The following is a 26,611-nucleotide window of genomic DNA, read 5'->3' as shown; positions in this document are numbered from 1 at the left end:
TGCGGGACCGAGCCGGGTGCGGGACCGAGCCGGGTGCGGGACCGAGCCGGGCCTTGATGCGGGGTCCGGACGGTAAAGGGCGGGCACGCGGCCCGCCGCTCCCGGTCCCTAAGCCCGCAGCAGCACCTTGCCCACATGCCCACCGGCATCCAGGACGCGGTGGCCCTCCGCCGCGAGAGCCATCGGCAGCTCCTGGTCCACCACGGGCCGTACCCGGCCGGCCGAGATCAGCGGCCAGACGTGCTCACGGACGGCGGCGACGATTGCCGCCTTCTCGCCCAGCGGCCGGGCGCGCAACGAGGTGGCGGTGACGGCGCCCCGCTTGCCGAGCAGCGTCGCGAGGTTCAGCTCACCCTTCGCGCCGCCCTGCATACCGATCACGGCCAGGCGCCCGTTGGTGGCCAGCGCCTGCACGTTGCGATCCAGGTACTTCGCACCCACGACGTCGAGAATGACGTCCGCCCCGGACCCGTCGGTTGCTTTCCTGATCTCTTCGACGAAGTCCTGCTCGCGGTAGTTGATCAGCACATCGGCGCCCAGCTCCGCGCAGCGGGCCAGCTTCTCGTGGCTTCCCGCGGTCACGGCGACCCGCGCCCCCACGGCCTTGCCCAGCTGGATCGCCATCGTGCCGATCCCGCTCGACCCGCCGTGCGCCAGGAGCATTTCGCCGGGTCGCAGATGGGCGACCATGAAGACGTTCGACCAGACGGTGCAGACCACTTCCGGCAGCCCCGCGGCCGTCACGAGATCGACCCCGTCCGGCACCGGCAGCAACTGCCCCACCGGTACGGCGACCTTCTCCGCGTACCCGCCGCCGCTCAGCAGCGCACAGACCTCATCGCCGACGGTCCACCCGGAGACGCCGGTTCCGAGCGCGATGATCCGCCCGGAGCACTCCAGGCCGGGATACGGCGATGCCCCGGGGGGCGGTTCGTAGAAGCCCTGTCGTTGCAGTACATCGGCGCGGTTGACGGCGGACGCCACGACCTCGACGAGGACTTCGCCCTCGCCGGGGACGGGGTCGGGCACTTCGGCCCAGACAAGCGCCTCGGGACCGCCGGGTTCGGGGATCGTGATCGCATGCATGATCGCGAGGCTACTCCGCGCCCGGTCCCGCCGCCTTGGGGGAGACCCGGACGATGGCGATCACCCGGTCGGTGAGCTGAAGCGGACTGGCGTCGGGGTCGTCGTACCCGATGAGCCGGTGCCCGCGCTTCACGGTGACGACCAGATCGTTCGCCTCCCGGACGCTCCGGCCCACCTCGGCCTTTATGACCGGCCGCTCGACCAGATCGAGCCCGCTGCCCTGCTGGATCAAGTCCTCCATCACGGTTCCCGCGCTCGGGCTGAGCACCGAGAGACCGAGCAGCCGTCCCGCCGCGCTGGCGCTCGTGATCACCGCGTCGGCACCGGACTGGCGCAGCAGCGTGGCGTTCTCCTCCTCGCGCACCGCGGCAACGATCTTCGCCCCGCGGTTGAGCTGCCGCGCGGTGAGTGTGACCAGTACGGCGGTGTCGTCGCGCTGTGTCGCGATGACGATCTGCCGGGCACGCTGCAATTCGGCGCGGATCAGTACGTCGCTGCGGGTCGCATCGCCGATGACACCAGCGAATCCCTCGGCGTTGGCTGCCTCGATGACTTTGCTGTTGGGGTCGACGACAACGATCTGCTCCCGCTTCAGGCCAGTCGCACACAGCGTCTGCATGGCGGAGCGGCCCTTCGTACCGAATCCGATGACGACGGTGTGGTCACGCAAGCGGAGCCTCCAGCGGTTCAGCCGCCACTCCTCCCGGGTGCGCTCGGTGAGCACTTCGAGAGTGGTACCGACCAGGATGATCAGGAACAACACGCGCAGGGGCGTGACGACGAGGATGTTGGTGAGCCTGGCACCGTCGCTGTACGGGACGATGTCGCCGTACCCCGTGGTGGAGAGAGTGACCGTGGCGTAGTAGAAGGAGTCGAGCAGATCGACTGTGCTGTCGGCGTTGTCGTGGTAGCCGCTCCGGTCGAACCAGACGATGAGGGCCGTCACCGCCAGCACCAACAGGGCGATCAGGACCCGCCTGCCGACTTGCCGGAGCGGGCGCTCGACCACCCGGCGGGGCAGTTTCACCCGGCGGGTCACCAACTGCTCCCCCACCTGCCGGTCGAGGGCGTCATGGCCGGGAAGTTTCACGTGAAACACTCCTCGGCCCACGGGAGATCAAGGATCTCCAGCAGCTGACCGGGCCGTGCGCCTCCGGACGGTACGACGGCGAGTCCGTCCGCCGCAGCGACACCGCGGAGCATCGCCGGACCGTGGAAGCGCAGCGGAACGACCTCGTCGGTCCGGTGCACCACGGGCACGAGTCGGGTGTCGTAGGGGTGGCCGTGCACCTCTTCGCTTACGGGCATGGCATAAGACTCCACTACGGGGCGGCCGGAGAGACCCCGCATCAGTGGATCGGCGAGAGTGAGCAGCCCCGATACAGCGGCCAGCGGGTTGCCGGGCAGCCCGACGAGATGGCGTCCGTCGGCCAGCCGGGCGAGCAGCATCGGGTGGCCGGGGCGTACGGCGACGCTGTCGACCAGCAGTTCAGCACCGAGCTTGTGGAGGATCGGATGGACATGGTCAACGGGCCCGGCGGCCGTGCCCCCGGTGGTGATGACCAGGTCGGCCTCCGAGTCCGCGATGGCCTGCTGCAGCGCGTCGGCGTCGTCGCCGAGCCGCCGTGTGGCCAGGACCTCGGCGCCCAGCGTCCGCAGCCAGGGGCCGATCATGGGTCCCAGCGCATCGCGGATCAGTCCGCCGTGCGGAAGTCCGCCGGCCAGCAACTCATCGCCGAGCACCAGGACTTCCGCGCGTGGCCGGGGGATCACCGGCAGCTCGTCGTAACCGGCCGCAGCCGCCAGACCGAGCACCGCAGGGGTCACCAGACTCCCGGCCGGCAGGAGCTGATCCCCTGTCCGGCACTCCTGCCCACGGGGCCTGATGTCCTGTCCGGTGACGACTTGGCGCTGCGCGTGGAGCTGCCCCGTGCGGTCGTCGGGCCGGGCGTGTTCGGTGCGGACCACGGCGGTCGCATCGCGAGGGATCCGGGCGCCGGTGGCGATCCGTACGGCATCACCGTCGACAAGCGGTTCGGGCTCTGCCCGACCGGCGAGGATGTCGCCCCCGTCGCGGATCCTCCACGGCCCTGGCCCGGAGACCGCCCAGCCGTCCATGGCCGAGGTGTCGAAAGAGGGCAGATCGGAGAGTGCGGTCAGTGTTCCGGCGAGGATCAGGCCCAGCGCACGGTCCAGCGGTGCCCGGCGCGCGGACACGGGCACCGCACGTCCCGCCCGCGACGCGCGGCTACGGGCCTCGCCCCAGGGCGCGGCCCGGTGCCTGAGCGGGGCCGCCCCCTGCTCTTCGGTCGGGCTGTGTTCTCCGGGGCCCCCGGGGGCCCCGGCTGTCCCGCGCCCCCCGGCTGCACCGCGCTCCCCGGGAGCGGTGGGCGGTTTCCCGGGGACGGTGGGCTGTGGCACGGACGGCGGCTGCCTGCTGACGAGCGCGAGCGCTTCCTCCAGCTCACGGTCCTGCTCTCCCCCCGTCATCCGGCGTCGGTCCCCTTGGCCTCTCCGGCCTCGTCCGCCCACCGGTTGGCGAGCGCGGCGGCCTTGCGCGCGGCCGTCGCCACCGCCTCCGGCCCGTCCTGTTCCGCCTTCGCCGCGGCGTAGCCGACGAGGAAGGTGGTCAGCGGCGCCGCCGGCCTGGCCACGCCGTGGGCGGCGTCGCGGGCGAGGTCGAGCAGGACGCCGGTGTCGACATTGAGGTCGATGCCGAGCTCGGCCTTGACTGCGGTGATCCATTCATCAAGCACGTACCCATGCTCCCTGATACGGGCCCGTGCCGATGCCACGTCCTGCCAGGTGTCGCAGTCGAACGAGGCGAGGGGGTCCACAGCGATCCGGGCGAGGTCGAGTTCCCTGGTGAGCAACCGCAGGGGCAGCCCGGTCAGCGCACCGTGCTCGGCGGCGAGCAGCGTGAGCCGGTGGCGCAGCGCTCCGGTGCGGTAGGCGGCGACGAGTGGCTGGTCCCGGCCGCCCGGGTCGGTGAGCATGGCCCCTTCGCGGTCCCCCGCTGCGAGGGCGCCGAGCAGCGCCGGCACAGTCGCCTCCCCCAGAAACGGCAGGTCGGCGGAGAGCACCAGCACGACCTCGGCCGACACCCCGCGCACTCCGGCGCCCAGGGCCGCCAGCGGCCCACCGCCCGGCGGCTCCTCGCGGGCCCACGCCACAGGTCGTACGGTCTCCCGGCACCCCCCGACCACCACGGTGGTCCCGGCCCCCCGGCAGGCCCCGAGCACCCGGTCGAGCAGCGTCAGCCCTCCGACGGTGAGGCCGGGTTTATCGGCACCACCGAGCCGCTTGGCAGCTCCGCCGGCGAGCACCACAGCGTCATACAAGGTCATCCCGCGAGTATGGGCCGCGACAGGGCTCCGCGATATGGCGCCCTGACCTCCACCCGCGCCCCTGCAGCCCGGCCCCCCGCCATGGCGGACCGTCGGAGACCCCGCGACCTGAGCCCGCGCAGCCCGGCCCGATGGCCGGCCCAGGGGACGCGGCCAGGGGGCGGGGCAGAGGACGCGGCCAGGGGGCGGGCAGAGGACGGGCCAGCCCGGGCCGGAACCCGGAGTCCACCCCCTGGGACTCAGCCCGAACCCAGCACGGGCTCCCGTTCCCAGGCCAGGCCCCCCGGCCCAGGCCCGGCCACGGACTCAAGTCGGCTCGGCCCTGGTCCGGACGGGAGGTTCCCGTCCGACCAGGCCCGGACGGTCCGGACTGCGTCCGGGCGGGAGGAGCTAGACCCCCCGCAACAGCACCGCAGGCTGCTCCACACAGTCCGCCACGAATCGCAGGAAGCCCCCGGCCGTCCCCCCGTCGCACACCCTGTGGTCGAACGTGAGTGACAGCTGCACCACCTGCCGCACAGCCAGCTCACCCTGGTGGACCCATGGCTTGGGCACGATCCTGCCGACGCCCAGCATCGCGGCCTCGGGGTGGTTGATGATCGGCGTGGAGCCGTCGACCCCGAACACCCCGTAGTTGTTCAGCGTGAACGTGCCGCCTGTCAGCTCCGCGGGTGTCAGCTTCCCGCTCCTGGCCGCCTCCGTCAGTCGCATGAACTCGTCGTTGAGCGACTCCGTGGTCCGCCCGTCGGCCTCGCGGACCACCGGCACCACCAGCCCGCGCTCCGTCTGCGCGGCGAAACCCAGCTGGACGGAGGACAGGCGCACAATCTCCCGCGCCTCCATGTCCACCGTCGAGTTCAGCTCGGGAAAGCGCGCCAGGGCGGCCGTGCAGACACGAGCCAGCAGCGCCAGCACCGAGATCTTCGGAGCCGCCGGACCTGAAGCCGCGTTCATGGCCGCCCGCGCGGCCATCAGCTCGGTGGCGTCCGCGTCGACCCAGCACGTCGCGTCGGGTATCTCGCGACGGCTGCGCGCAAGCTTCTCCGCGACGGCTCCCCGCATCCCCCGCAGCGGAACCCTGCTCCCCTCAACAACATCCCCCTGCTCTGCCGCAGCCCCGGCCGTCACCTGCGCCGTACCCCGGTCCTCCGCCATGTGCGCCGCTCCGGCAGCCGCGGGCGTGCGGATCACCTGCTCGACGTCGGAGCGCAGAATCAGTCCGTCCGGCCCGCTGCCCGCCAGCACTCTCAGATCCACGTCGTGTTCGCGCGCCAGCCGGCGTACGAGTGGGGAGATCACCGGAACAGGCCCCGATCGCACCGCAGCGGGCGGGGCCGGGTGCTGTACCGACGGTGGCACCGGGGGCGGGGTGGCGGCCGGACGGGCGGCACTCGCCACCCGCACACGCCGCCGCCGCGCGGCCACCGCGCCGCCGGTGCCGTACCCCACCAGCACGTTCCCCGACGAGTCATCAGCAGCGCCCGCGGAAACCGCCCCGGTACCGGCATCCCCGCCGGATCCGGCGCCGCCCTCGGATCCCCCGCCTCCGGTGTCACCAGCACCGCCTGAACCAGCGCCGGCCGCCCCCACCACCGGCCCCACCGTGACCGTCAACAGTGGCGATCCGACCGGCAGTTCGGCCCCCTCGTCGCCGAATCTGGCCGTCACCATGCCCGCATAGGGACAGGGCACCTCGACCAGCGCCTTCGCCGTCTCGACCTCGACGACCGGCTGGTCGACGGCGACGACGTCACCGACCTCCACCAGCCACCGCACGATCTCGGCCTCGGTCAGCCCCTCCCCGAGGTCCGGCAGCTTGAACTCCAGGCAGTTCACATCCGAAGCAGTGGACATCAGCTCTCCGCCTCCCACTGCAGTCGCGCGACCGCGTCCAGCACCCGGTCCACGCCGGGCAGATGGTGCCGTTCCAGCATGGGCGGCGGATACGGGATGTCGAACCCGGCGACCCGCAGCACCGGCGCCTCCAGGTGGTGGAAGCAGCGCTCGGTCACCCGGGCGGCGATCTCCCCGCCGGGCCCGCCGAATCCGGCCGACTCATGGACGACGACCGCCCGGCCCGTGCGCCGTACCGAGGCGCACACCGTCTCGTCGTCGAACGGCACCAGCGAGCGCAGGTCCACGACCTCCAGGTCCCAGCCCTCCTCACGAGCGGCCTCCGCCGCCTCCAGACAGACCGGCACCGACGGCCCGTACGTCAGGAGAGTGGCGCTGCTGCCCGCACGCCGGACCACAGCCCGCCCTATCGGCTCCACAGCCGTCGGCGCGTCCGGCGACCACTCGGCCTTCGACCAGTAGAGCCGCTTCGGCTCCAGGAAGATGACCGGATCGTCGGAGGCGATGGCGGCCCGCAGCAGTCCGTAGGCGTCCGCGACGGTGGAAGGCGTCACCACATGAAGCCCCGGAGTCGCCATGTAGTACGCCTCCGACGAGTCGCTGTGGTGCTCGACCCCGCCGATCCCGCCGCCGTACGGCACACGCACCACGATCGGCATCGGCAGCGCACCCCGGGTCCGGTTGCGCATCCGCGACACATGGCTCACGAGCTGCTCGAACGCCGGATAGGCGAACGCGTCGAACTGCATCTCCACCACGGGCCGCAGCCCGTACATCGCCATACCCACCGCCGCACCGAGAATCCCGGCCTCGGCCAGCGGTGTGTCCGTACAGCGGTCCTCGCCGAACTCCTGCGCGAGGCCGTCGGTGACCCGGAACACCCCGCCGAGCGTCCCGACGTCCTCCCCCATGACATGCACAGTGGGGTCCTCGGCCATCGCGTCGCGCATCGCCCTCTGCAGCGCCTGCGCCATCGTGGCCGGCTTCGCCGCGACCGTGGTCACCGTCCGGCCTCCGCTTCCAGCTCGGCGCTGAGCTGCTCCGACTGCTCGCGCAGCTGCGGCGTCGGTGAGTCGTAGATCTGGGCGAAGAGGTCCATCGGGTCGAGCAGCGGGTCGGCGTTCATCCGGCCGCGTAGGTCCGCTGCCATCGTCTCGGCGGCCTCGGCCGCGGCTCCCCTGCGCTCCTCGTCCAGCAGCCCGCGCCCGGTCAGCTCACGCTCCAGGAGCCGCACCGGATCGTGTGCGCGCCAGGACTCCACCTCGGCCGCCGCGCGGTAACGGGTGGCGTCGTCGGCGTTCGTATGGGCGTCCATCCGGTACGTCACCGCTTCGATCAGCGTCGGCCCGCCGCCGCTCCGCGCCCGGCGGACAGCTTCGGAGAGCACCTGGTGCATCGCCGCCGCGTCGTTCCCGTCGACGAGCCGGCCGGGCATTCCGTATCCCACGGCCTTGTGGGCCAGCGAAGGGGCAGCGGTCTGCTTCGCGAGGGGCACGGAGATCGCGAAACCGTTGTTCTGCACGAGAAAGACGACAGGAGCGCGCCATACAGCGGCGAAGTTCAGCGCCTCGTGGAAATCGCCCTCGCTCGTCCCGCCGTCGCCGACCATGGCGAGGGCCACCACGCCGTCCCCGGCGAGCCGGGCGGCATGCGCCAGGCCGACCGCATGCGGAAGCTGGGTGGCGAGCGGGGTGGAGAGCGGGGCGATACGGCTCTCCCGCGGGTCGTACCCGGTGTGCCAGTCGCCGCGCAGGAGGGTCAGGGCCTCGACCGGGTCCAGTCCGCGCGCCACGGCCGCGAGCGTGTCCCGGTAGCTCGGGAAGAGCCAGTCCCGCTCCTCCAGGACCAGTGCGGCGGCCACCTCCGACGCCTCCTGGCCGGTGGATGAGGGATAGACGGCGAGTCTGCCCTGCTTGGTGAGGGCCGTCGCCTGCGTATTGAACCTCCGGCCGAGCACCAGGGCGTCGTACAGCCTGAGCAGCAGCTCCCTGTCGAGCCCGGCCGCGGCCTGCGTACCGAGCACCCGGTACGGCTCCGGATCCGGGAGCAGCGGTGCGGGATCGGTACGGAGCTTCCATGCCGGGTAGGCAGTAGCACCAGGCAGCTCTTGGACCGTCATGCCAGACACCTCCTCGTGGGAGCGGGAGGGCGCACCGTCGTGTGATGCGCCTCACCTACCGATTGTTCGGTCGAAAGCGCATTTTGGCTACTGACCCCTTCAGCCTGTGGACAAACGGTTCTCCACAGCCTGGGATAGAGACAGGTCGTCCATGGCGGAGAGGCGGGGGCAGGTGGCAGCTGAACAAATGGCCGACGAGGGCGGGCGCCCTCCCGCGCGCCCACTGGACGCCATCGACCGCGACATCCTGCGGATCCTCCAGCAGGACGGCCGCGCGTCGATACGGTCCGTTTCCGACCGCGTCCATGTGTCGCGCGCCAATGCGTACGCCCGTATCAACCGGCTGATCGACGACGGGGTGATCCGCGGGTTCAGCGCGCGGGTGGATCACGAGCGCGCCGGCCAGGGGTCGTCCGCCTACATCACTCTCAAGATCGTCCAGAACTCGTGGCGCACGGTCCGCAAACAGCTCACCGAGCTGCCGGGCACCGCTCATATCGCCCTGGTCAGCGGGGATTTCGATGTGCTCCTGCTGGTGCACAGCGCGGACAACAGAGCGCTGCGTGAGCTCGTCCTGACGAAGATCCAGGCGATTCCCGAAGTGCTCTCGACCAGGACCCTGCTCGTCTTCGAGGAGACGGACCTGGACCCCGCCAAACCGTCGGACCGGGCCGGCGGACCGGACGACTGAGGCCGGGACCCCAGATCCGGGCGCGGGCGTGGACCGGGGGAAGGGCCGGGGTGTGGAGGCCGGTCAGCGGGCCGGGGCCGTACGCAGCCCTTCGAATGCCAGCTGCACGACGGTCTCGGCCAGCTGGTCCGCGTCCGGACCGGCGCCCTGTGCCGGGCGGACCCACTCGACGAGCGAGTTGATCATCCCGAACAGCAGCCGGGTGGCCAGCCGGATGTCCACGTCCGAGCGGAGGTCTCCTTCGGACACCGCCGCCTTCAGCAGCTCGGCGACCCGCTGGTCGAACTCCCGGCGCCGCTCCATCGCCCAGCGCTCGGTCTTCGTGTTGCCGCGCACCCTCAGCAGGAGCGTCACATAAGGGAGTTCCGCCATGAGCACATCGACCGTACGGCGCGTGACGTACTCGACCTGCTGGATCGCGCGCCCCCGCACCGCCCCCGGCTCGTCCAGGATCCCGAAGAGCCCGTCGATGGCACGGCTGACGGCGCGCCGCAACAGCTCCTCCTTGCCCGCGACGTGGTGGTAGATCGAGGACTTGGAGATGCCCGCGGCCCTGGAGAGGTGCTCCATGGACGTGCCGTCGTAACCGCGGTCGTTGAAGACCCGCACGGCGACCGTCAGCAGGGTCTCCGGTGTGTACGTGTCCCGCTTGGGAGTGGTCATCGGACCGTCCCGCCCTTCTCCGGATGGACGTACGACTGCCGGTACAGCGCCAGCGACGGCGCATAGCGCCCGCCGGGCACGCGAGCGTGGAGCTCGTCGAGCAGTTCGTGCGCCCAGGCCCGGCCCAGCTTGCGGCCCCATTCGACCGGCCCCAGCGGGTAGTTCACGCCGAGCCGCATCGCCGTGTCGATGTCCTGCGCGGAGGCGACACCCTTGGCGAGGGCGTCCGCCGCGAGGTCCACCATCATCGCGACGGTCCGGGCGACGATCATGCCGGGGACGTCCCCGATGACGCTGACCTTCTTGCCGAGGCGCTGGAAGAGTCCGATCGACTGCCGCAGCGTCTCCCACCCGGTGACCTCGGACGCCGACAGTGCGATGCGAGTGGCGGACCGGTAATCGAGAGCGAGGTCGAAGTAGACGACATCGCGGAACTCGGCGGATGTCTGTCCGTCGGCGAGGACCAGCTGGCCGCCGCTGGGCAGCACGATCCGGCAACCCCCGTCCTCCTCGTCCTCGCGCACCGCGATCCCCGCCTCCCGGGCCATCGCGACCAGCTCCGCAGCGGGCCCGAGATCGCCCTCCACCGTGATGCCGGACGGAGCTTCCGTGGCCGGCGCGGTGTGCGGCTCGGGCCGTACGTCGTCCTCCCCGTACCCGTACCAGCCGTGTCCGCTCTTCCTGCCCAGCCGCCCCGACTCGACGAGCCGCTGCTGGGCCAGCGAAGGGCGGAATTTGGGGTCCTGGAAGAACGACTCCCAGACCGACCGGGTGACCGCCTCGTTGACGTCCTGGCCGATCAGGTCGGTCAGCTCGAAGGGGCCCATCCGGAAGCCGCCCGACTCCCGGAGCACCGCGTCGATGGTGGCCGGGTCGGCGCCCCGCTCCTCGTGGACCGCGAAGGCCTCGGCGTAGAAGGGGCGGGCGATGCGGTTGACGATGAAGCCGGGGGTGTCGGTGCAGCGGACCGGGGTCTTGCCCCAGGCCTTCACCGTCGCCGACGCGCGCGCGGCGCTCGAATCGCCGGTCGCGAAACCGCTGACGATCTCGACGAGCGGGAGCAGCGGCGCCGGGTTGAAGAAGTGCATTCCGACGAAACGGCCGGGGTGCCTGAGCGCGCCTGCGATGGCGGTCACGGAGAGGGATGAGGTGTTGGTCGCGAGCAGGCAGTCCTCGGCGACGATCTCCTCAAGAGTGGTGAAGAGTTCCTGTTTGGCGGGGAGTTGTTCGAGGATCGCCTCGATCACGAGCGCGGCGTCGGCGAGCTCCGACGGATCGGCGGCGGGCAGCAGCCTGTCACGGGCCGCGTCCCGCTGCGGTGCCTCCATGCGCCCCTTCTCGACCAGCCGGTCCAGACGGGCGGTGATGGCTTCGGCGGCCTTCTCCGCGCGGCCCGGCAGCGCGTCGTAGAGGCGCACCGGGTGTCCGGCGACCAGGGCGACCTGGGCTATGCCCTGGCCCATGGTGCCGGTGCCGACGACTGCGACGGTGCGGCTCGGCGCCAGGGCGGGCAGGTGTGCGGTGGCGGTCATGGGGCGATCTTCCCGTACGGAGTTATCCACAGTCTGAGCGGACCCCCTTGTCCCGACCGATCGTTCGGTTACTCTAACTCTGTCCACCTGTCCTGCGCAGCTCGACGAGGAGTTGTCCCGCGATGCAGCTGACCGAGCTGACCCAGACCCATCGGCCCACGCTCGACCAGGCCCTCGAAGCGATCCGTACGCGTGCGTACTGGACGCCCCACCCCGAGCACCCCAAGGCGTACAGCGGCGACGGCAAAGCGGCTTTCGACGCCCTGCTGGGCGGTCGCATCGATCCGGGCCAGCCAGGAACCGACGACTGGACGGGCGGCGAAGTATCGCCGTACGGAGTCGAGTTGGGCATCACCTACCCCCACCCCGACCTGGATGTCCTGCTGCCCGCGATGAGCGCGGGGACGGCTGCGTGGCGGGCGGCGGGCCCCGAGGCCAGGGCCATGGTCTGCCTGGAGATCCTCGCGCGGATCAGCGCGCGTACACCCGAGTTCGCCCACGCGGTCATGCACACCAGCGGCCAGGCGTTCATGATGGCGTTCCAGGCGGGCGGCCCGCACGCCCAGGACCGCGGTCTTGAGGCCGTTGCCTACGCCTATGCCGAGCAGGTCAGGACGCCGTCGTCCGCGGACTGGTCCAAGCCCCAGGGCAAGCGGGACCCCCTGGAGCTGCGGAAGTCCTTCACCGCGGTCGGCCGCGGCGTCTCCTTGCTGATCGGCTGCAACACGTTCCCCACGTGGAACGGCTACCCGGGCCTGTTCGCCTCGCTGGCCACCGGAAACCCGGTGCTGGTGAAGCCGCACCCCCGGGCGGTACTGCCACTCGCCCTCACGGTGCAGGTCGCGCGCGACGTCCTCGCCGAGGCAGGGTTCGACGCGAATCTGGTCGCGCTGGCCGCCGAGCGGCCCGGCGAGGGGATCGCCAAGTCCCTGGCCGTCCGGCCGGAGATCAGGATCATCGACTACACCGGCTCGACCGCCTTCGGCGACTGGCTGGAGGCCAACGCCCGCCAGGCACAGGTCTACACGGAGAAGGCCGGGGTCAACACGGTCGTCGTCGACTCCACGGACAACTACAAGGGCATGCTCGCCAATCTGGCCTTCTCGCTCTCGCTGTACAGCGGCCAGATGTGCACCACCCCGCAGAATCTGCTGATCCCGGCCGACGGCATCACCACCGACGCGGGACACAGGACCTACGACGAGGTGGTCACCGACCTGGGCGAAGCGGTGTCGGGGCTCCTCGGCGACGACGCCCGGGCGAACGCGTTGCTGGGCGCGCTGGTCAACCCCGATGTACGGTCGCGTCTCGAAGCTGCCGCCGGTCTCGGCGAAGTGGCTCTCGCCTCCCGGGAGATCACCCACCCCGACTTCCCGGACGCCGTGGTCCGGACGCCCGCGATCGTCAAGCTGGACGGCGCGCGAAAGCACTGGGACGCGGCGGACGCCGACGCGGCCTACCTCTCCGAGTGCTTTGGGCCTGTCTCCTTCGCGGTGGCCGTCGAATCGACCCGGTCCGCACTCGATCTGCTCCGCCGCACGATCCGCGACAAGGGAGCGATGACCGTGGGCGCCTACACCACGTCGACGGAGGTCGAGCGGGCCGTGGAGGAGGTCTGCCTGGAGGAGTGCGCGCAGCTCTCGCTGAATCTGACGGGCGGCGTTTACGTCAACCAGACGGCAGCCTTCTCCGACTTCCACGGCTCGGGCGGAAACCCGGCGGCGAACGCGGCGCTGTGCGACGGGGCGTTCGTGGCCAACAGGTTCCGGATGGTGGAGGTCCGCCGCCAGGCCTGAGCCGCCACCGCCCGCCCCGGCCCGACAGCCGGGCACGTACCGCGGCCCGGCTCTCCGGCAGGAGGCCCGGGTACTGCGGGGTTGCGCCCGGAGCGGGGGCGGGCGCGCCTGGCGTACAAAGCGCACGGGGCGGGCGGCAGCGGCCTGAGCGGGTCGCTCGGCCGTCCCGGTGCCGGTGCGGGTCGGCCACCCGTCCGTCCGCCTGCCTGCTGCCTGCTGCCTGCTGCCTGCTGCCTGCTGGCAGGGTGGCCTGCTCAGTCGATCCGGGCGTACCGCTGCACCCAGGCGTGCATGGCGATCGCGGCGGCGGCGCCGGCATTGATCGACCGCGTCGAGCCGAACTGCGCGATCGAGCACACCTGCTGCGCGTGGTTCCGTGCCTCTTCCGTCAGCCCCGGGCCCTCCTGCCCGAACAGCAGCACACACCGCCGTGGCAACTCGGTCCGCTCCAGCGGCACAGACCCCGGCAGATTGTCGATCCCGATGATCGGCAGGCCCTCGGCCGCGGCCCACGCGGTGAGCGACTCCGTGTCCGGGTGGTGACGCACGTGCTGGTACCGGTCGGTCACCATCGCCCCACGGCGGTTCCAGCGCCGCCGCCCGACAATGTGGATCTCCTTGGCCAGGAAGGCGTTGGCGGTACGGACGACGGACCCGATATTGAAGTCGTGGCCCCAGTTCTCGACGGCGACATGGAAGTCGTGGCGCCTGGTGTCCAGGTCGGCGACGATCGCCTCGCGCGTCCAGTACCGGTAGCCGTCGACCACATTGCGCCGGTCCCCGGCGGCGAGCAGTTCGCGGTCGAACCGGGCACCCTCCGGCCACGGCAGCGGATGCGGCCCGACACCGATCTCGGTCACGAAGCCGTCGTCGTACTGCTCCGGCTCGCCGGTGTGCACCGGCTGCGGGTGCGCAGCCGGTACCGCGAGCCGGTCGGGTGCCCCCGGCTCTTCGCGCTCCACCGCCACGTCGGGTGCGTCAGGAGCGCCAGCCGCCTGGGGGGCTTCGGGCTCTACGGGTGTTCCGGGGGAGGGCTCGCTGGTCACCCCACGAGCGTACGGGGCTGCTCGCCCTGCTCCCCCTCGGCCGTACGCCGCCCGACCGCCGAACCGGCCCGCGCTCCCGCCCGGGCGCGGGCGGTCAGCATCGCTGCCCGGCCGCCCAGCCAGAGAAGGAAGCCGGTCGGCAGGAAGACCGCGTCGGCCGCGATCATCGCCATCGAGAAGAACGGCAGCCCCAGCAGTACAGCGATTCCGGCGTGCTCCAGGATCATCGCGACCAGCAGCACGTTCTTGACGCGTCGGTTGAAGAGGGTGAAGGGGAAGGCGACCTGGACGATGACGGTGCCGTAGGTCAGCAGCATCACCACCACGCCGCTGGTCGCGAGCAGCGAGGACAGCCCGGGCCAGGGCGAGAAGTAGTGCAGGTTGAGCGGGTAGTAGAGGGCCGTGCCGTCCTCCCAGCGGGAACCCTGGATCTTGTACCAGCCGGCCGTCGAGTAGATCAGGCAGACCTCGGCCATGATCACGACGAGTCCGGCGTGGTGCACGAGGTTGGCGACCACGTCGAGGAAGGTGCGGGGCTCGCCCGGCGCGACGCGGCTCACCACCCACCACAGCCCCTGGACCAGCCACAGAGCCCAGAAGATCAGTTCCCAGCCGCCGCTCATCCTCCCGAACAGGGTGATGGCGGCCAGTGCGACCCCGAGGACGGACCACAGCAGGGGCCCGACCCGGTCGGGGTTGTTCTCCGCCCGGGGCACGTCGCCGGAGTGGCCGGAAGCACCTGCGGGATCAGAGCCCGAGGCACCTGGAGCACCGGCGCCCGGGGCACCTGAGTCCGAGGCGCCGGGAACGGGCCGGCTGCCCGGGCCGGCGGCCTTCGCGGCGCGAGCCGCTCGGCGCGCATCCAGCGACCAGACCTGGGAACACCGGGTCGCCATCAGGTAGATCGCCATGATGTGGACGACGTTGTCACCGCCGTCGCCCACGAAGATGGACCGGTTCTGCAGTGACAGCACACCGATCATGAAGAGCGCCGAGGCGAAGCGGGTGTGCCAGCCGAGCAGCAGCAGCACGCTGGAGAGCACGGCGAGGGCGTAGACGGCCTCGAACCACGCCGCCGAGTCCGACCACATCAGCACGGAGAACGCGTGGTTGCCGTCGATGAGCTGCTTCGCCATGCCCCAGTCCCAGGGGGAGTGCGGGCCGTACAGCTCACGGCGGTGCGGCAGCTCCCGCAGGAGGAAGAGCAGCCAGGTGGCGGAGAACCCGATCCTGACCACGGCAGCCTGGTAACGGCCCATGGGGGTTTCGGTGATGCGCTGGACGCCGCGCGCGACGGCCCTGCTGATGTTCGCGCTCGCCGAGCTCATCGGCCGGCCTCCGTACGGTCCGCGGGGACCACCGCCCACCAGGGCAGAACCCGGTAGGAGACCCGTGTGTCGATCTTCTCCCGGCTCCACGGGGGCGCCTTCACGGAAGCCGTCGCCGAGCGGACCTGTATGCGCTCCACCGTGGCGCCGCTCGGCTGCCCGCCGCTCATCCGCATGACGACGATGCGGCGGATGTACCGCTCGGAGAGGTAGCCGCGCACCCCGACCGGCTGGTTGTCATTGTTGTGCGAGCCGGTGAAGAAGTCCCACGCACGCCGGAGCTCGTTCTGGTCGACATGGCTCGGGAGGACGTTGTGGCGCAGGGACGCGCCGTCCTGCGCCGACAGGTCGGTCCAGCCTGTGGTGGTGAGCCCGCCGTCCTTCGCCCGTATCGCGGCGCGCGCCTGCACGTCGACGTTCTGCTGGAGCGGGTTGGGGGCGAAGAGCTTCCAGTTCTGCTCGAACTCGGGGTAGATCCAGTCGTCCACCTCCTTGCCGTACTGCTTGCTCACGGTGTTCGAGGGCGCGACATGCAGAAAGACCATCGCGAGGTGGACAGCGGTCAGGACCCCGATCAGGCCGAGCGCGATCGCCGCCGCCACCTGGTACGGAAAGGACAGCGCGACGATCCCGCGGGACGCTGCCGGCCCACGGGACCCGGGGGCGCCGTGCGGCGCGGGGAATTCGTGGCGCCCGGGGGCCGTGTGCGGGCCGGCTGTCCCGTGAGGCGCATGGGAGCCGGGAGTCTCCGCGGGTCGTCGTGGCGGAGGCAGGGCCCCTGGCCCGCCCGTTCCGGGTTCCCCGCTGTCGTACGAATCCATCCCGCCCCGATCCCCTTTGAAGCCCGCCGGTCCTCAGGCCAGTTATCCACAGGGTTGACACCCTAAGGGCCGTCGCCCCACCATTGAAGTCCATGAACCGAACGATCGGTCGGTAGGGGGCACGCGATGGCGACAGTGGCGTACGGGACGGACGGGGCGGCACGGCCTCAGGCGGCCTCGGGCCCCTCGGCGAGCGCCGGGGCCGAGTCCGCGCCGGCGAGGCAGGCCGCCTTCGACGCCGCGGTGGCCGCGGACGAGCGCATCGAGCCCCGGGACTGGATGCCGGACGAGTACCGCGCCTCCCTCGTCCGCCAGATGGCCCAGCACGCCCACTCCGAAATCATCGGGATGCAGCCCGAGGCCAACTGGATCAGCCGTGCCCCGTCCCTGCGCCGCAAGGCGATCCTGATGGCGAAGGTCCAGGACGAGGCAGGGCACGGCCTGTATCTGTACAGCGCGGCCGAGACGCTCGGCACGAGCCGCGAGGAGCTGCTGGACAAGCTGCACGCGGGGCGCCAGAAATACTCGTCGATCTTCAACTACCCCACGCTGACCTGGGCCGATGTGGGGGCGGTCGGCTGGCTGGTGGACGGCGCCGCGATCACCAACCAGGTGCCGCTCTGCCGCTGCTCCTACGGCCCGTACGCCCGCGCCATGATCCGTGTCTGCAAGGAGGAGTCCTTCCACCAGCGCCAGGGCTTCGAGCTGCTGCTGACCCTCAGCCGCGGCACACCCGAGCAGCACGCGATGGCCCAGGACGCCGTGGACCGCTGGTGGTGGCCGTCGCTGATGATGTTCGGCCCGCCGGACGACGAGTCCGCGCACTCCGCGCAGTCCATGGCCTGGAAGATCAAGCGGCACTCGAACGACGAACTGCGCCAGCGCTTCGTGGACATCTGCGTCCCCCAGGCCGAGGCCTTGGGACTGACGCTTCCCGACCCCGGTCTGCGGTGGAACGAAGAGCGGGGCCGACACGATTTCGGCAGCATCGACTGGACCGAGTTCAAGGAAATCCTCAAGGGGAACGGCCCCTGCAACGAACAGCGGATCACCCAGCGCCGCCGGGCCCACGAGGAAGGCGCCTGGGTCAGGGAGGCGGCGACCGCCTACGCCGCGAAGACAGCGGGTGCGGCCAAGAGCGCCGCAACAGCAGAGCAAGGGAAGGCGCGCGCATGACCGCCACATCCGAGAACAGCCCGGTCGGCGGGGACTGGCCGCTGTGGGAGGTGTTCGTACGCTCACGCCGCGGACTGGCCCACACGCACTCCGGCAGCCTGCACGCGCCGGACGCGGAGATGGCCCTGCGCCACGCCCGCGACCTCTACACCCGCCGGAGCGAGGGCGTCTCGATCTGGGTGGTTCCCTCCGCCGCGGTGACCGCCTCCTCGCCCGACGAGAAGGACTCGTTCTTCGAACCGGCCGGCGACAAGCCCTACCGGCACCCCACGTTCTACGAGATCCCGGAAGGGGTGCAGCACCTGTGACCGCGGCTCTCGCCCTCGGCGACGACGCACTGGTCCTCTCGCACCGGCTCGGCGAGTGGGCGGGCCACGCACCGGTCCTGGAGGAGGAGGTGGCCCTCGCCAACATCGCCCTCGACCTGCTGGGACAGGCGCGCGTTCTGCTCTCCCTGGAGGGGGACGAGGACGAGCTGGCCTTCCTCCGGGAAGAGCGCGCCTTCCGTAACGTCCAGCTGGTCGAGCAGGAGAACGGCGACTTCGCGCACACCATCGCCCGCCAGCTCTTCTTCTCCACCTACCAGCATCTGCTGTACGACCGGCTGGCCACCGGGAGCGGGCCGCTCGCGCCGCTCTCGGCGAAGGCGGTCAAAGAGGTCGCCTACCACCAGGAACACGCCGAGCAGTGGACGCTGCGGCTGGGCGACGGGACAGCCGAGAGCCATCAGCGGATGCAGCGGGGGCTGGACACGCTGTGGCGGTTCACCGGCGAGATGTTCCAGCCGGTCGAAGGGGTGGATCTGGACTGGGACGCGCTGGAGGACAGCTGGTCCCAGTCGGTGACGGCGCAGCTGAAGCGGGCCACGCTGTCCGTGCCTGCCGGGGCCCGGTCCGGAGCCTGGTCCGCGGGTGCGGGCCGGCAGGGGCTGCACACCGAACCGTTCGGGCGGATGCTCGCCGAGATGCAGCATCTGCACCGCAGCCACCCGGGGGCGACATGGTGACCACGACACCGCTCGAAGCGGAACTGCGCAAGCTCGCCGGCGCGGTCCCCGACCCCGAACTGCCGGTGGTGACGCTGGAGGAGCTGGGCGTGCTGCGGGGCGTGGAGGTCCTTGGTCCCGGCCGGGTCGCGGTCGAGCTCACACCCACTTACACAGGCTGCCCTGCCATCGAGGCGATGTCCTCGGACATCGAGCGGACCCTCCACGCACACGGAATACCGGATGTCTCGGTCCGCACAGTGCTCTCACCGGCCTGGTCGACGGACGACATCAGCGCGGAGGGCCGGCGCAAGCTGGCGGAGTTCGGGATCGCGCCCCCGCGCCCGAGCGGCCCCGTGGCTCTGACCCTGGCCATTCGGTGCCCCCACTGCGGTTCGACCGACACCGAGTTGCTGAGCCGGTTCTCCTCGACTGCCTGCAAGGCGCTGCGCCGCTGCGCCTCCTGCCATGAACCCTTCGACCACTTCAAGGAGTTGTAGATGTTCCATCCGCTCCGGGTCAGCGCGGTCGAACAGCTCACAGACGACTCCGTGGCCATCACCTTCGCCATCCCCGCGGAGCTGCGGGAGACGTTCCGGCACACCCCCGGCCAGCACGTGGCCCTGCGCCGCATCGTGGGCGGTGCGGAGATCCGCCGTACGTACTCGATCTGCACCCCGGCAGCCCGTACTCCCGAGGAACCGGTCGTGCGGGTGGGGGTGCGGCTGGTGGAGGGCGGGGAGTTCTCCACCTACGCGCTCAAGGAGCTGGGCGCCGGGGACATCGTCGAGGTCATGGAGCCGATGGGCCGGTTCGCTTTCGAGCCACGCCCGGGCCGGTTCGCGGCGATCGTGGGCGGCAGCGGGATCACACCGGTGCTTTCCATCGCTGCGACGCTGCTGGCCCGCGAACCGGAGGCGCGGTTCTGTCTGATACGCAGCGACCGCACCGCGGCCTCCACGATGTTCCTCGACGAGGTCGCCGACCTCAAGGACCGCTGGCCGGACCGCTTCCAGCTGGTGACCGCGCTCTCCCGGGAGGAGCAGCAGTCCGGCCTGCCCTCGGGCCGGCTCGACCAGCAGCGACTGACCGGGCTCCTGCCCGCGCTCCTGCCGGTCGCGGACGTGGACGGCTGGTTCCTGTGCGGACCGTTCGGTCTGGTGCAGGGCGCGGAGGGTGCGCTGCGCGAGCTCGGAGTGGCCAGGGGCCGTATCCATCAGGAGATCTTCCATGTCGACGACGGGACGCCCGCCACCGGCGCGGCAACCGCCGTCGCGGCGGCGGCGCCCGTTCCGGCCCACAGCACACTGACCGCCACCCTGGACGGCCGCTCGGGCAAGTGGCCTGTGCAGGAAGGGGATTCGCTCCTCGAAACGGTCCTGCGGAGCCGTTCCGACGCCCCGTATGCCTGCAAGGGCGGCGTGTGCGGTACATGCAGGGCGTTCCTGGTCTCGGGTGAGGTGCGGATGGACCGCAACTACGCACTGGAGCCGGAGGAGACAGAAGCGGGGTATGTGCTGGCCTGCCAGTCCCACCCGCTGACGCCGGAAGTGGAGCTGGATTTCGACCGCTGACAGCGATCCCGCGATCCCTGCGTCGCCGGTGTTCCGCATCGCGGCCCCTTGCCCTAATCTGACGCCGCATCAGAAATGCGCGGCAGGCCGGCACAGGAGGACAGGCTGTGGACTTCACCTTCACCGAGGAGCAGCAGGCGGCCGTAGAGGCGGCAAAGGCAGTCTTCTCGGGCGTCACGCCCGACGGAGTCCCCAGCCCTGCGCTCACTGCGGGCGCGGTGGCCGAGGACTTCGACCGGGATCTGTGGAAGAAGCTGGCGGAGACGGATCTGCTGGGCCTGGTCGTGGCGCCCGCGCACGGTGGCGCAGGACTCGGCCCCATTGCTCTCTGTCTCGTCCTGCGCGAGTCCGCCCGGGTGCTGGCCCGGGTGCCGCTGCTGGAGAACAGCGCGGTCGCGATGGTTGTGCAGCGTTACGCCGGTGCGGAGCTGAGCCGTGCGCTTCTGCCTGCGGTGGTCCGGGGCGAGCTGGTCCTCACCGTCGGAGCAAACGGCCGCACCGGGCACGACCCTGCCGAACGTGCCGTCACCGCACGGCGGGACGGCGACGGTTGGGTCCTGGACGGGGTGCAGACGGGCGTCCCCTGGGCGCAGACCGCGGACCGGATCGCGGTACCGGCTCACACGCCCGGGGGAGACTGCGTACTCGCCCTCGTCCCCCGCGAGCGGCGCGCGACCGGCGGAGCCGGGAACAGCGAAGGCGGGGGCAACACCGGGGACGCTGCGGCAGGCGGCACTTCTGCGGGCGGTGCCCCCTCCGTACCCGCCACGGCGATCGAAGCGATCGCAGCAGTCGAAACCCCTGGTATCACGCTGGCCGAGCAGACCTCCACCAGCGGCGAGCGCTTCGCGGAAGTGCGGCTGGACTCGGTCCGCCTCGCGGAGCAGGACGTCATCGAGGCAGACGGCGCCTGGGAGTCGCTGCGTGGTCTGCTGACCACCGGGACCTGCGCGCTCGCACTGGGGCTTGGCGAGGCTGTGCTGACCATGACCAGCGCCTATACGAGCAAACGGGAACAGTTCGGCTTCCCGGTCGCCACCTTCCAGTCGGTCGCCGTCCAGGCCGCCGACCGCTACATCGACCTCCGCGCCATGGAGGTGACCCTCTGGCAAGCGGCCTGGCGGCTCTCCACCGGCGCGGGCGGCCCGCTGCCTGTGGCCGGAGACATCGCCGTGGCCAAAATCTGGGCCTCCGAGGGCGTACGCCGTGTCGTCCAGACCGCCCAGCATCTGCACGGCGGCTTCGGGGCGGACACGGACTATCCGCTGCACCGCTACCACGCCTGGGCCAAGCAGCTGGAGCTCTCACTCGGCCCGGCCGCAGCCCACGAGGAAGCACTCGGCGACCTGCTCGCAAGCCACCCGCTGGGCTGAACCCACTGAGCTGAACCCGCTGAGCTGAACCCGCTGGGCGGTACCCACTGAGCTGAATTCACTGGGCAGAACCCGCTGGGCCGAGCCGCGCTCCCGCCGCCCTGCCCATCCGACGCTCCTGCCGCCCCCCGCACCGCAGGCGGGGGGGCGGGGGCGGGGGCGGGGGCAGGGACTCAGGGGGCGGCTCGTCCGTCAGAGGACGTGCGCCGGGCCTCCGCCATCCGTCGCCATCGGGCGTCCGGCGCTCTCCCAGGCGAGCATCCCGCCGTCGACGTTCACCGCGTCGATGCCCTGCTGCACCAGGTACTGGGTGACCTGGGCGGAACGGCCGCCGACCCGGCAGATCACAAATGCCCTGCCGCCCCCGGCCACAGCCTCGGTCACCTCACCGAAGCGCGCCACGAACTCGCTCATCGGGATGTGCAGCGCCCCCTCGGCGTGTCCGGCCGCCCACTCGTTGTCCTCCCGGACATCGAGCAGCAGACCGTCGGCCGGTACCGCCGCGATATCCACCTGGGGCAGCGGGGCGAAATTCATGGATCATGCCTTCTCTCGTACAGACGCGGCAGCGGTCACCCGGAACGCTACTGCACCATCTCCGCCAGCTCGGCCTCGCGCTCGGAGACCTGAGCGAGCAACTGCTCGGCGATCTCCTCCAGCAACCGGTCGGGGTCGTCGGGCGCCATGCGCAGCATCGCGCCGATCGCGCTGTCCTCCAGTTCCCGTGCGACCAGCGACAGCAACTCCTTGCGCTGGGAGAGCCACTCCAGCCTGGCGTAGAGCTCGTCGCTCTCGCTGGGCTCGGCGGCTTTCTGGACAGGACCTGCGGCCCACTCAGCGCCCAGCTCACGCAGCGCCGTCTCGTCCCCGCGCGCATACGCGGCGTTGACGCGCGTGATGAACTCGTCGCGCCGGTCCCGTTCCGCGTCGTCCTGCGCCAGGTCGGGGTGAGCCTCCCGGACCAGCTCGCGGTAGAGCTTGCGCGCCTCCTCGCTGGGGCGTACCCGCTTCGGTGGCTGCACCGGCTGCTCGTTCAGCATCGCCTGCGCCTCCGGCGGGAGTCCCTCGGAGTCGATCCAGTCGTGGAACAGCTCATCGACGCCGGGCATGGGCATCACCATCGCCCGCGCCTCCTGGGCCTTGGCCAGGTCCTCCGGGTCACCGCTGCGCGCGGCCCTGGCCTCGGCGAGCTGCGCGTCGAGCTCGTCGAGGCGTGCGTACATCGGGCCGAGTCTCTGGTGGTGCAGCCGGGAGAAGTTCTCCACCTCCACGCGGAAGGTCTCCACCGCGATCTCGAACTCGATCAGTGCCTGCTCGGCGGCGCGCACAGCCTTCTCCAGCCGCGCCTCCGGCCGCTGCTCGCCCATGGGCTGCCCGCTCCGGTCGTCGTCGTTCCGGGCCGTCGTGCCCCCGGTGGCATCCTCCGTCACCCGTCCAGCCTACGGGCGCCCCGGACCTGTCCGGTCACACTCCCTGCTCGGCTGCCATCCGGCCGTGCCGGATCGCCGCCACCAGGTCCGCGTGATCCGCCTCCGTACGGTCCGCGTAGGCCACGGCGAACGTGGCCACCGCGTCGTCCAGTTCCTCGTTCTTTCCGCAGTACCCGGCGATCAGCCGTGGATCAGCGCTGTGCGCATGGGCCCGCGCCAGCAGCGCGCCGGTCATCCGCCCGTAGTCGTCGATCTGGTCGGCGGCGAGGGCCGCCGGGTCCACGCTGCCCTTGCGGTTCCTGAACTGCCGCACCTGGTACGGCCGCCCCTCCACCGTCGTCCAGCCCAGCAGGCTGTCGCTCACCACCTGCATCCGCTGCTGCCCGAGGACCACCCGGCGCCCGTGGTGTCCCGCACGCCGGCGCGGGAATCCAGCGGGCAGATACGGCAGCAGCGCCGAGGCCCGTGCCTCCTTCACCTGGAGCACCAGTGGCTCACCCCGGTGGTCGAGCAGCAGCACCACATACGAGCGAGTGCCCACACTGCCGGTGCCCACCACCCGGAACGCCACATCGTGAATCGCGTACCGCGCCAGCAGCGGAAGCCGGTCGTGCGGCAGAGAGCCGAGATACTCCGCCAGCGACCCGGCCACCGCGGCGGCCTCTCCATCCGGTACCCGCCGCAGCACCGGGGGCGCTTCAGCGAACCGCCGGCTGCCGTCTCCGCACTCCTCGGTCGCCTTGGCGGCGAAACGCGCGCTGGTGTTGGAGCGGGCCTTCTCGGAGACGCGCTCCAGCGTGCCCGCGAGGTCATGCGCGTCGGCATGCGAGACCAGCTCCTCGTCGGCTATCGCGTTCCACGCTTCGAGCACCGGCAGCTTGGCCAGCAGCCGCATCGTGCGCCGGTAGGCCCCCACCGTGTCGAAAGCCGCCGCCCGGCAGGTGTCCTCATCCGCTCCGGCCTGTCGTCCGGCCAGCACCAGGGAGGTCGCCAGCCGTTTGAGATCCCACTCCCACGGGCCGGTCTCGGTCTCGTCGAAATCGTTCAGGTCGATGACCAGGCGCCCCCGCGCGTCGCCGTACAGCCCGAAGTTGGCCGCGTGCGCGTCTCCGCATATCTGGGCGGCCACCCCCGTGACCGGTGTTCCCGCGAGGTCATGGGCCATCAGCCCGGCCGCACCGCGGAGAAAGGCGAAAGGGGTGGCGGACATCCGGCCCACCCGTATCGGCACCAGGTCGGGCACCCTGCCCTGGTTCGACGCCTCGACCGCCCGCACCGCGTCGGGACGTGTCCCCTCCGGGGGCGGCGCGGCGTGGGCGGACCGGGGGACGCGGGCGCGCAGCTCCTTGCCCACGTCCTTGGGCGAACGCGGCTGCGGCGCGGACTGCTGCGGGCCGGACGGGCCGCCCGCCACACGCCGTGCGAATCCCGCCACAGCCGGAATACGTGCCTGCTCGTCCATGGAGTCCCCGCCCTCGACCCTTGATCAGCATCAACTGCCCATGACCGTACCGCCGTAGGCCGGAACGCGTTCGAGCCTGTGGACAACTGCCCGGTTGTGGACAGCGATGCCGTCCGGCATCCCCGCACCCCGTTCCCCGGGCACCACGGGGGAACGTATCCGCCCTTCCCCGGGCACCACGGGGGGCGGATCCGCCTACACGCCCACCGCCTCTTCCAGCTCCTCCTCTTCGGCCTCTTCCGCGGGCACGCCGGCGGAGTCTTGTCCTGCCTTCTCCGCCTTCTCCGCCTTCTCCGCGGTCCGTTCCGCGCCCGCAGCCTTCTCAGGGGCTCCCACCGCGGGGGCCGGCCCCGCATCCGTCCGCACGGCCGACTTCCTGCGGCCCGCCTCGGCCAGACCAGCAACACCCATGACGGCCAGACCGGCCAGCAGCCAGAAGGCCAGGACCAGCACGTTGCCGCCGAGAGCGTGACCACCGAAGTACACGTGGCTGCGTACGCCCTCCACGAAGCCCGCACCGTTCCAGAAGGCGTGCAGGGCGCCGAAGAAGCCGGGCTGCAGCTCGGGGCGGAAGATCCCGCCGGAGCTCGTGAAGTTCAGCATCACGAACAACACCATCACCCCGAGCGTCGTCCACCGCTTCAGGAAGGTGTGCAGCCCCACGCCGACGAACAGGACACCCGCCGAGTAGATCCACGCCAGGGCCCAGACCCCGCCGAGGCCGTGGTCGACCAGATGGAACACAGGCCCCGCGAAAGCGGCACCGATGGCACTGACCACCAGCGACGTCCCGAGCGCGAGCAGGGCCCTGATGCGCAGCGGGAGCACCGCGCCCGCCCCGCCGATCACGGCGACCGAGGCGTACGAGCCGATGCTCAGGGCGACCAGCAGGAAGAAAATGCCCTGCCCGGTCGGGTCTCCGCCCGCCGTGGGCGCCACGTCCGTCACCTTGAGCGGCTCACCCTGCTGGGCCGCGACCGGCGTGAACACCTTCTCCACCGCGGTGGCCGTGGTGTCGGACGACGCCGAGGCGACGACCAGTTCGGGCTTCGTACCACTCGGCACGAAGGCTCCGTACACGTCCTGGTCCTTCAGCTGCTGGACCGCCGTACCGCGGTCCGGGACGGTACGGACGTCCAGCGCGCCGTTGCCCTTGTCGTGCAGCGTCTGCGCCAGCACCTGGGCGCTCGGCCCGGAGCCGACGACCGCGACCCGCAGTTCGTGCGGCTGCGGGGAGTGGAACGCTCCGAGGTAGGCGAGCCCCATCCCGATGCACATCAGCAGGGGCGTGACGAGATGGCCGAGGACATGGCGCAGCGCAGCCCCCGTACTGACGGCACCGTTCATCGGGCCTGCGGACATCGGACACCCTCCAGCTCGTTGGCTTTTACAACTTCTATTTGAGTTGTACTATACAACTAATAACCAGGAGGGCACAACATGACCGGCACAGACCCCCGCGGCACCCGGGACCACGACGCGTCCGTCGACACCATCCAGCGCGAGCTGACGGCGTTCGCCCGCCGCGCGCGTGCGACGGCCGCCCGGCTCCACCCCGAGCTGCCCCTGGTCTCGTACACCCTGCTCGCGCACATCGACGACCGTCAGGGCTGCCGCGCGACCGATCTCGCGGCCCACTACATGCTGGACAAGTCCACGGTCAGCCGTCAGCTCGCGGTGCTGGAGAAACTGGGCCTGGTCGAGCGGCGTCCCGCCCCGGACGACCAGCGCGTACAGGTACTCCACCCCACGGAAGCGGGCACCAGGACACTCGCAGCGACCCAGGGCAGCCGGCGCGCGGCCGTTCGCGACCGGCTGGCGGACTGGAGCGAAGAGGACCTCGACCGGTTCGCGACGTATCTGCTGCGGTACAACTCGGCAGAGTCGGGCTGACAGGCCCCCGCATCACCCCTCCTGCGCGAGAGCGGACCCAGGACCGGGTCAGCAATCCCCGCCCTTGCCCGGCAGATACGCCTCGGACCACTGCGCCAGCTCCGCGAGGGCGGGCCCCAGGGCCCTGCCCGCCTCGGTCAGGCGGTAGGACACCCGCAGCGGGGGCCCCTCGTCCACTTCGCGCACCAGCAGCCCCGACACCGCGAGCTCGGTCAGCCGGTCGGAGAGCATCCGCTCGCTGATCCCGGGAATGGCCCGCCGAAGGTCCGCGAAGTACACCGGCTGCTGCATCAGCACAGCCACGATCAACCCCGTCCAGCGCTTCCCCAGCAACTCGAAGACGCGCGTGATCGCCCCGCCGACCTGCTGGCACGCCTGCTCGCTGTGTTCCGCCATGCCCTCAGAGTACTGAGTGCGGTCCACTCCGTGAGTAGC

Annotated in this window: 26 protein-coding genes; 9 read left to right on the top strand and 17 right to left on the bottom strand. The window is 71.2% G+C overall.

All coding sequences use genetic code 11. The features are described 5' to 3' along the window. Positions 1-108 precede the first annotated feature (108 nt). From OG917_RS17800 to pdhA, 7 genes are all read right to left on the bottom strand, one after another. Entirely contained in the window at positions 109-1,086 is a 978-nt protein-coding gene (locus OG917_RS17800) for an NAD(P)H-quinone oxidoreductase (RefSeq protein ID WP_328318583.1), read from the bottom strand. 10 nt (positions 1,087-1,096) lie between these two features. Further along, positions 1,097-2,176: a potassium channel family protein gene (locus OG917_RS17795; RefSeq protein ID WP_328318582.1), complete on the bottom strand. Its 1,080-nt coding sequence runs from the start codon at positions 2,174-2,176 to the stop codon at positions 1,097-1,099. After that, positions 2,173-3,576, bottom strand: a complete 1,404-nt coding sequence (locus OG917_RS17790) for a molybdopterin molybdotransferase MoeA (protein WP_328318581.1) — start codon at positions 3,574-3,576, stop codon at positions 2,173-2,175. The genes OG917_RS17795 and OG917_RS17790 overlap by 4 nt, the downstream gene beginning before the upstream one ends. Then, on the bottom strand, positions 3,573-4,433 hold the full coding sequence (locus OG917_RS17785) for a DUF6457 domain-containing protein (protein ID WP_328318579.1): 861 nt from the start codon (positions 4,431-4,433) through the stop codon (positions 3,573-3,575). The genes OG917_RS17790 and OG917_RS17785 overlap by 4 nt, the downstream gene beginning before the upstream one ends. A 390-nt stretch (positions 4,434-4,823) precedes the next feature. Next, a complete protein-coding gene (locus OG917_RS17780) occupies positions 4,824-6,287 on the bottom strand; it encodes a dihydrolipoamide acetyltransferase family protein (protein WP_328318578.1) in 1,464 nt (487 codons plus the stop codon). Further along, positions 6,287-7,291, bottom strand: a complete 1,005-nt coding sequence (locus tag OG917_RS17775; protein WP_328318577.1) for an alpha-ketoacid dehydrogenase subunit beta — start codon at positions 7,289-7,291, stop codon at positions 6,287-6,289. The genes OG917_RS17780 and OG917_RS17775 overlap by 1 nt, the downstream gene beginning before the upstream one ends. After that, positions 7,288-8,406, bottom strand: a complete 1,119-nt coding sequence (gene pdhA / locus OG917_RS17770) for a pyruvate dehydrogenase (acetyl-transferring) E1 component subunit alpha (RefSeq protein ID WP_328318576.1) — start codon at positions 8,404-8,406, stop codon at positions 7,288-7,290. Before pdhA ends, OG917_RS17775 begins: the two co-directional genes overlap by 4 nt. A gap of 151 nt (positions 8,407-8,557) precedes the next feature. Between pdhA and OG917_RS17765 the strand changes: the two genes are divergently transcribed. Next, complete coding sequence (locus OG917_RS17765) at positions 8,558-9,097, top strand: Lrp/AsnC family transcriptional regulator (protein WP_328318575.1); 540 nt, start codon at positions 8,558-8,560, stop codon at positions 9,095-9,097. Positions 9,098-9,160: 63 nt separating this feature from the next. Here the strand turns inward: OG917_RS17765 and OG917_RS17760 are convergent, their stop codons facing one another. Continuing rightward, the gene (locus OG917_RS17760) at positions 9,161-9,760 is read right to left on the bottom strand and encodes a TetR/AcrR family transcriptional regulator (protein WP_328318574.1); all 600 of its coding nucleotides are present in this window, start codon (positions 9,758-9,760) and stop codon (positions 9,161-9,163) included. Beyond that, complete coding sequence (locus tag OG917_RS17755; RefSeq protein ID WP_328318573.1) at positions 9,757-11,292, bottom strand: 3-hydroxyacyl-CoA dehydrogenase; 1,536 nt, start codon at positions 11,290-11,292, stop codon at positions 9,757-9,759. The genes OG917_RS17760 and OG917_RS17755 overlap by 4 nt, the downstream gene beginning before the upstream one ends. Before the next feature lie 122 nt (positions 11,293-11,414). Here OG917_RS17755 and paaN point away from each other — a divergent pair, with 122 nt between their 5' ends. Beyond that, positions 11,415-13,088: a phenylacetic acid degradation protein PaaN gene (paaN, locus tag OG917_RS17750; RefSeq protein WP_328318572.1), complete on the top strand. Its 1,674-nt coding sequence runs from the start codon at positions 11,415-11,417 to the stop codon at positions 13,086-13,088. A 254-nt stretch (positions 13,089-13,342) separates the two neighbouring features. On the opposite strand, the gene OG917_RS17745 is transcribed toward paaN, so the two are convergent. The 3 genes from OG917_RS17745 to OG917_RS17735 all read right to left on the bottom strand — a co-directional run bounded on the left by OG917_RS17745 (position 13,343) and on the right by OG917_RS17735 (position 16,064). Then, on the bottom strand, positions 13,343-13,987 hold the full coding sequence (locus OG917_RS17745; protein WP_328321983.1) for a TrmH family RNA methyltransferase: 645 nt from the start codon (positions 13,985-13,987) through the stop codon (positions 13,343-13,345). Between the two features lie 143 nt (positions 13,988-14,130). Then, positions 14,131-15,462 (bottom strand): HTTM domain-containing protein, encoded by a 1,332-nt coding sequence (locus tag OG917_RS17740; protein ID WP_328318571.1) that lies wholly within the window; start codon positions 15,460-15,462, stop codon positions 14,131-14,133. After that, positions 15,459-16,064, bottom strand: coding sequence for a DUF5819 family protein (locus tag OG917_RS17735; protein ID WP_443058976.1), 606 nt, complete (start codon positions 16,062-16,064; stop codon positions 15,459-15,461). The genes OG917_RS17740 and OG917_RS17735 overlap by 4 nt, the downstream gene beginning before the upstream one ends. 345 nt (positions 16,065-16,409) lie before the next feature. Between OG917_RS17735 and paaA the strand changes: the two genes are divergently transcribed. From paaA to OG917_RS17705, 6 genes are all read left to right on the top strand, one after another. Further along, positions 16,410-17,459 carry a 1,2-phenylacetyl-CoA epoxidase subunit PaaA gene (paaA, locus tag OG917_RS17730; RefSeq protein ID WP_328318569.1) on the top strand — a complete coding sequence of 350 codons (1,050 nt, stop codon included), beginning with the start codon at positions 16,410-16,412 and terminating at the stop codon, positions 17,457-17,459. After that, positions 17,456-17,767, top strand: coding sequence for a 1,2-phenylacetyl-CoA epoxidase subunit PaaB (gene paaB, locus OG917_RS17725; RefSeq protein ID WP_328318568.1), 312 nt, complete (start codon positions 17,456-17,458; stop codon positions 17,765-17,767). Before paaA ends, paaB begins: the two co-directional genes overlap by 4 nt. Further along, the gene (paaC, locus tag OG917_RS17720; protein ID WP_328318567.1) at positions 17,764-18,465 is read left to right on the top strand and encodes a 1,2-phenylacetyl-CoA epoxidase subunit PaaC; all 702 of its coding nucleotides are present in this window, start codon (positions 17,764-17,766) and stop codon (positions 18,463-18,465) included. Before paaB ends, paaC begins: the two co-directional genes overlap by 4 nt. Then, entirely contained in the window at positions 18,459-18,944 is a 486-nt protein-coding gene (paaD, locus tag OG917_RS17715) for a 1,2-phenylacetyl-CoA epoxidase subunit PaaD (RefSeq protein WP_328318566.1), read from the top strand. Before paaC ends, paaD begins: the two co-directional genes overlap by 7 nt. After that, positions 18,945-20,018: a 2Fe-2S iron-sulfur cluster-binding protein gene (locus OG917_RS17710; protein WP_328318565.1), complete on the top strand. Its 1,074-nt coding sequence runs from the start codon at positions 18,945-18,947 to the stop codon at positions 20,016-20,018. A 107-nt stretch (positions 20,019-20,125) separates the two neighbouring features. After that, positions 20,126-21,391, top strand: coding sequence for an acyl-CoA dehydrogenase family protein (locus OG917_RS17705; protein WP_328318564.1), 1,266 nt, complete (start codon positions 20,126-20,128; stop codon positions 21,389-21,391). A gap of 192 nt (positions 21,392-21,583) precedes the next feature. Here the strand turns inward: OG917_RS17705 and OG917_RS17700 are convergent, their stop codons facing one another. From OG917_RS17700 to OG917_RS17685, 4 genes are all read right to left on the bottom strand, one after another. Then, positions 21,584-21,928, bottom strand: coding sequence for a rhodanese-like domain-containing protein (locus OG917_RS17700; RefSeq protein WP_328318563.1), 345 nt, complete (start codon positions 21,926-21,928; stop codon positions 21,584-21,586). A 47-nt stretch (positions 21,929-21,975) separates the two neighbouring features. After that, entirely contained in the window at positions 21,976-22,758 is a 783-nt protein-coding gene (locus tag OG917_RS17695; RefSeq protein ID WP_328321981.1) for a hypothetical protein, read from the bottom strand. Positions 22,759-22,855: 97 nt separating this feature from the next. Then, the gene (locus OG917_RS17690; RefSeq protein WP_328318562.1) at positions 22,856-24,283 is read right to left on the bottom strand and encodes a DUF2252 domain-containing protein; all 1,428 of its coding nucleotides are present in this window, start codon (positions 24,281-24,283) and stop codon (positions 22,856-22,858) included. A 195-nt stretch (positions 24,284-24,478) separates the two neighbouring features. Beyond that, positions 24,479-25,645: a hypothetical protein gene (locus OG917_RS17685; protein ID WP_328318561.1), complete on the bottom strand. Its 1,167-nt coding sequence runs from the start codon at positions 25,643-25,645 to the stop codon at positions 24,479-24,481. A 78-nt stretch (positions 25,646-25,723) separates the two neighbouring features. On the opposite strand from OG917_RS17685, the gene OG917_RS17680 reads away from it, so the two are divergent. Continuing rightward, positions 25,724-26,176, top strand: coding sequence for a MarR family winged helix-turn-helix transcriptional regulator (locus OG917_RS17680; protein WP_328318560.1), 453 nt, complete (start codon positions 25,724-25,726; stop codon positions 26,174-26,176). 48 nt (positions 26,177-26,224) lie between these two features. On the opposite strand, the gene OG917_RS17675 is transcribed toward OG917_RS17680, so the two are convergent. After that, positions 26,225-26,572, bottom strand: a complete 348-nt coding sequence (locus OG917_RS17675; RefSeq protein ID WP_328318559.1) for a winged helix-turn-helix transcriptional regulator — start codon at positions 26,570-26,572, stop codon at positions 26,225-26,227. Positions 26,573-26,611: the final 39 nt, after the last annotated feature.

It is taken from the genome of Streptomyces sp. NBC_00388 (assembly GCF_036061255.1).
Taxonomy (GTDB): Bacteria; Actinomycetota; Actinomycetes; order Streptomycetales; family Streptomycetaceae; genus Streptomyces.
The sequence above is the reverse complement of the archived record's forward strand: the minus strand, read 5'-3'. Positions and strand labels throughout refer to the sequence as shown.

Coding starts and splice junctions, on each gene's coding strand:
- OG917_RS17800 (WP_328318583.1), bottom strand. CDS start 1,086: ATGCATGCGATCACGATCCCCGAACCCGGCGGTCCCGAGGCGCTTGTC.
- OG917_RS17790 (WP_328318581.1), bottom strand. CDS start 3,576: ATGACGGGGGGAGAGCAGGACCGTGAGCTGGAGGAAGCGCTCGCGCTC.
- OG917_RS17785 (WP_328318579.1), bottom strand. CDS start 4,433: ATGACCTTGTATGACGCTGTGGTGCTCGCCGGCGGAGCTGCCAAGCGG.
- OG917_RS17780 (WP_328318578.1), bottom strand. CDS start 6,287: ATGTCCACTGCTTCGGATGTGAACTGCCTGGAGTTCAAGCTGCCGGAC.
- pdhA (WP_328318576.1), bottom strand. CDS start 8,406: ATGACGGTCCAAGAGCTGCCTGGTGCTACTGCCTACCCGGCATGGAAG.
- OG917_RS17765 (WP_328318575.1), top strand. CDS start 8,558: ATGGCGGAGAGGCGGGGGCAGGTGGCAGCTGAACAAATGGCCGACGAG.
- OG917_RS17760 (WP_328318574.1), bottom strand. CDS start 9,760: ATGACCACTCCCAAGCGGGACACGTACACACCGGAGACCCTGCTGACG.
- OG917_RS17755 (WP_328318573.1), bottom strand. CDS start 11,292: ATGACCGCCACCGCACACCTGCCCGCCCTGGCGCCGAGCCGCACCGTC.
- paaN (WP_328318572.1), top strand. CDS start 11,415: ATGCAGCTGACCGAGCTGACCCAGACCCATCGGCCCACGCTCGACCAG.
- OG917_RS17740 (WP_328318571.1), bottom strand. CDS start 15,462: ATGAGCTCGGCGAGCGCGAACATCAGCAGGGCCGTCGCGCGCGGCGTC.
- paaA (WP_328318569.1), top strand. CDS start 16,410: ATGGCGACAGTGGCGTACGGGACGGACGGGGCGGCACGGCCTCAGGCG.
- paaB (WP_328318568.1), top strand. CDS start 17,456: ATGACCGCCACATCCGAGAACAGCCCGGTCGGCGGGGACTGGCCGCTG.
- paaD (WP_328318566.1), top strand. CDS start 18,459: ATGGTGACCACGACACCGCTCGAAGCGGAACTGCGCAAGCTCGCCGGC.
- OG917_RS17710 (WP_328318565.1), top strand. CDS start 18,945: ATGTTCCATCCGCTCCGGGTCAGCGCGGTCGAACAGCTCACAGACGAC.
- OG917_RS17700 (WP_328318563.1), bottom strand. CDS start 21,928: ATGAATTTCGCCCCGCTGCCCCAGGTGGATATCGCGGCGGTACCGGCC.
- OG917_RS17695 (WP_328321981.1), bottom strand. CDS start 22,758: ATGGGCGAGCAGCGGCCGGAGGCGCGGCTGGAGAAGGCTGTGCGCGCC.
- OG917_RS17690 (WP_328318562.1), bottom strand. CDS start 24,283: ATGGACGAGCAGGCACGTATTCCGGCTGTGGCGGGATTCGCACGGCGT.
- OG917_RS17685 (WP_328318561.1), bottom strand. CDS start 25,645: ATGTCCGCAGGCCCGATGAACGGTGCCGTCAGTACGGGGGCTGCGCTG.
- OG917_RS17680 (WP_328318560.1), top strand. CDS start 25,724: ATGACCGGCACAGACCCCCGCGGCACCCGGGACCACGACGCGTCCGTC.
- OG917_RS17675 (WP_328318559.1), bottom strand. CDS start 26,572: ATGGCGGAACACAGCGAGCAGGCGTGCCAGCAGGTCGGCGGGGCGATC.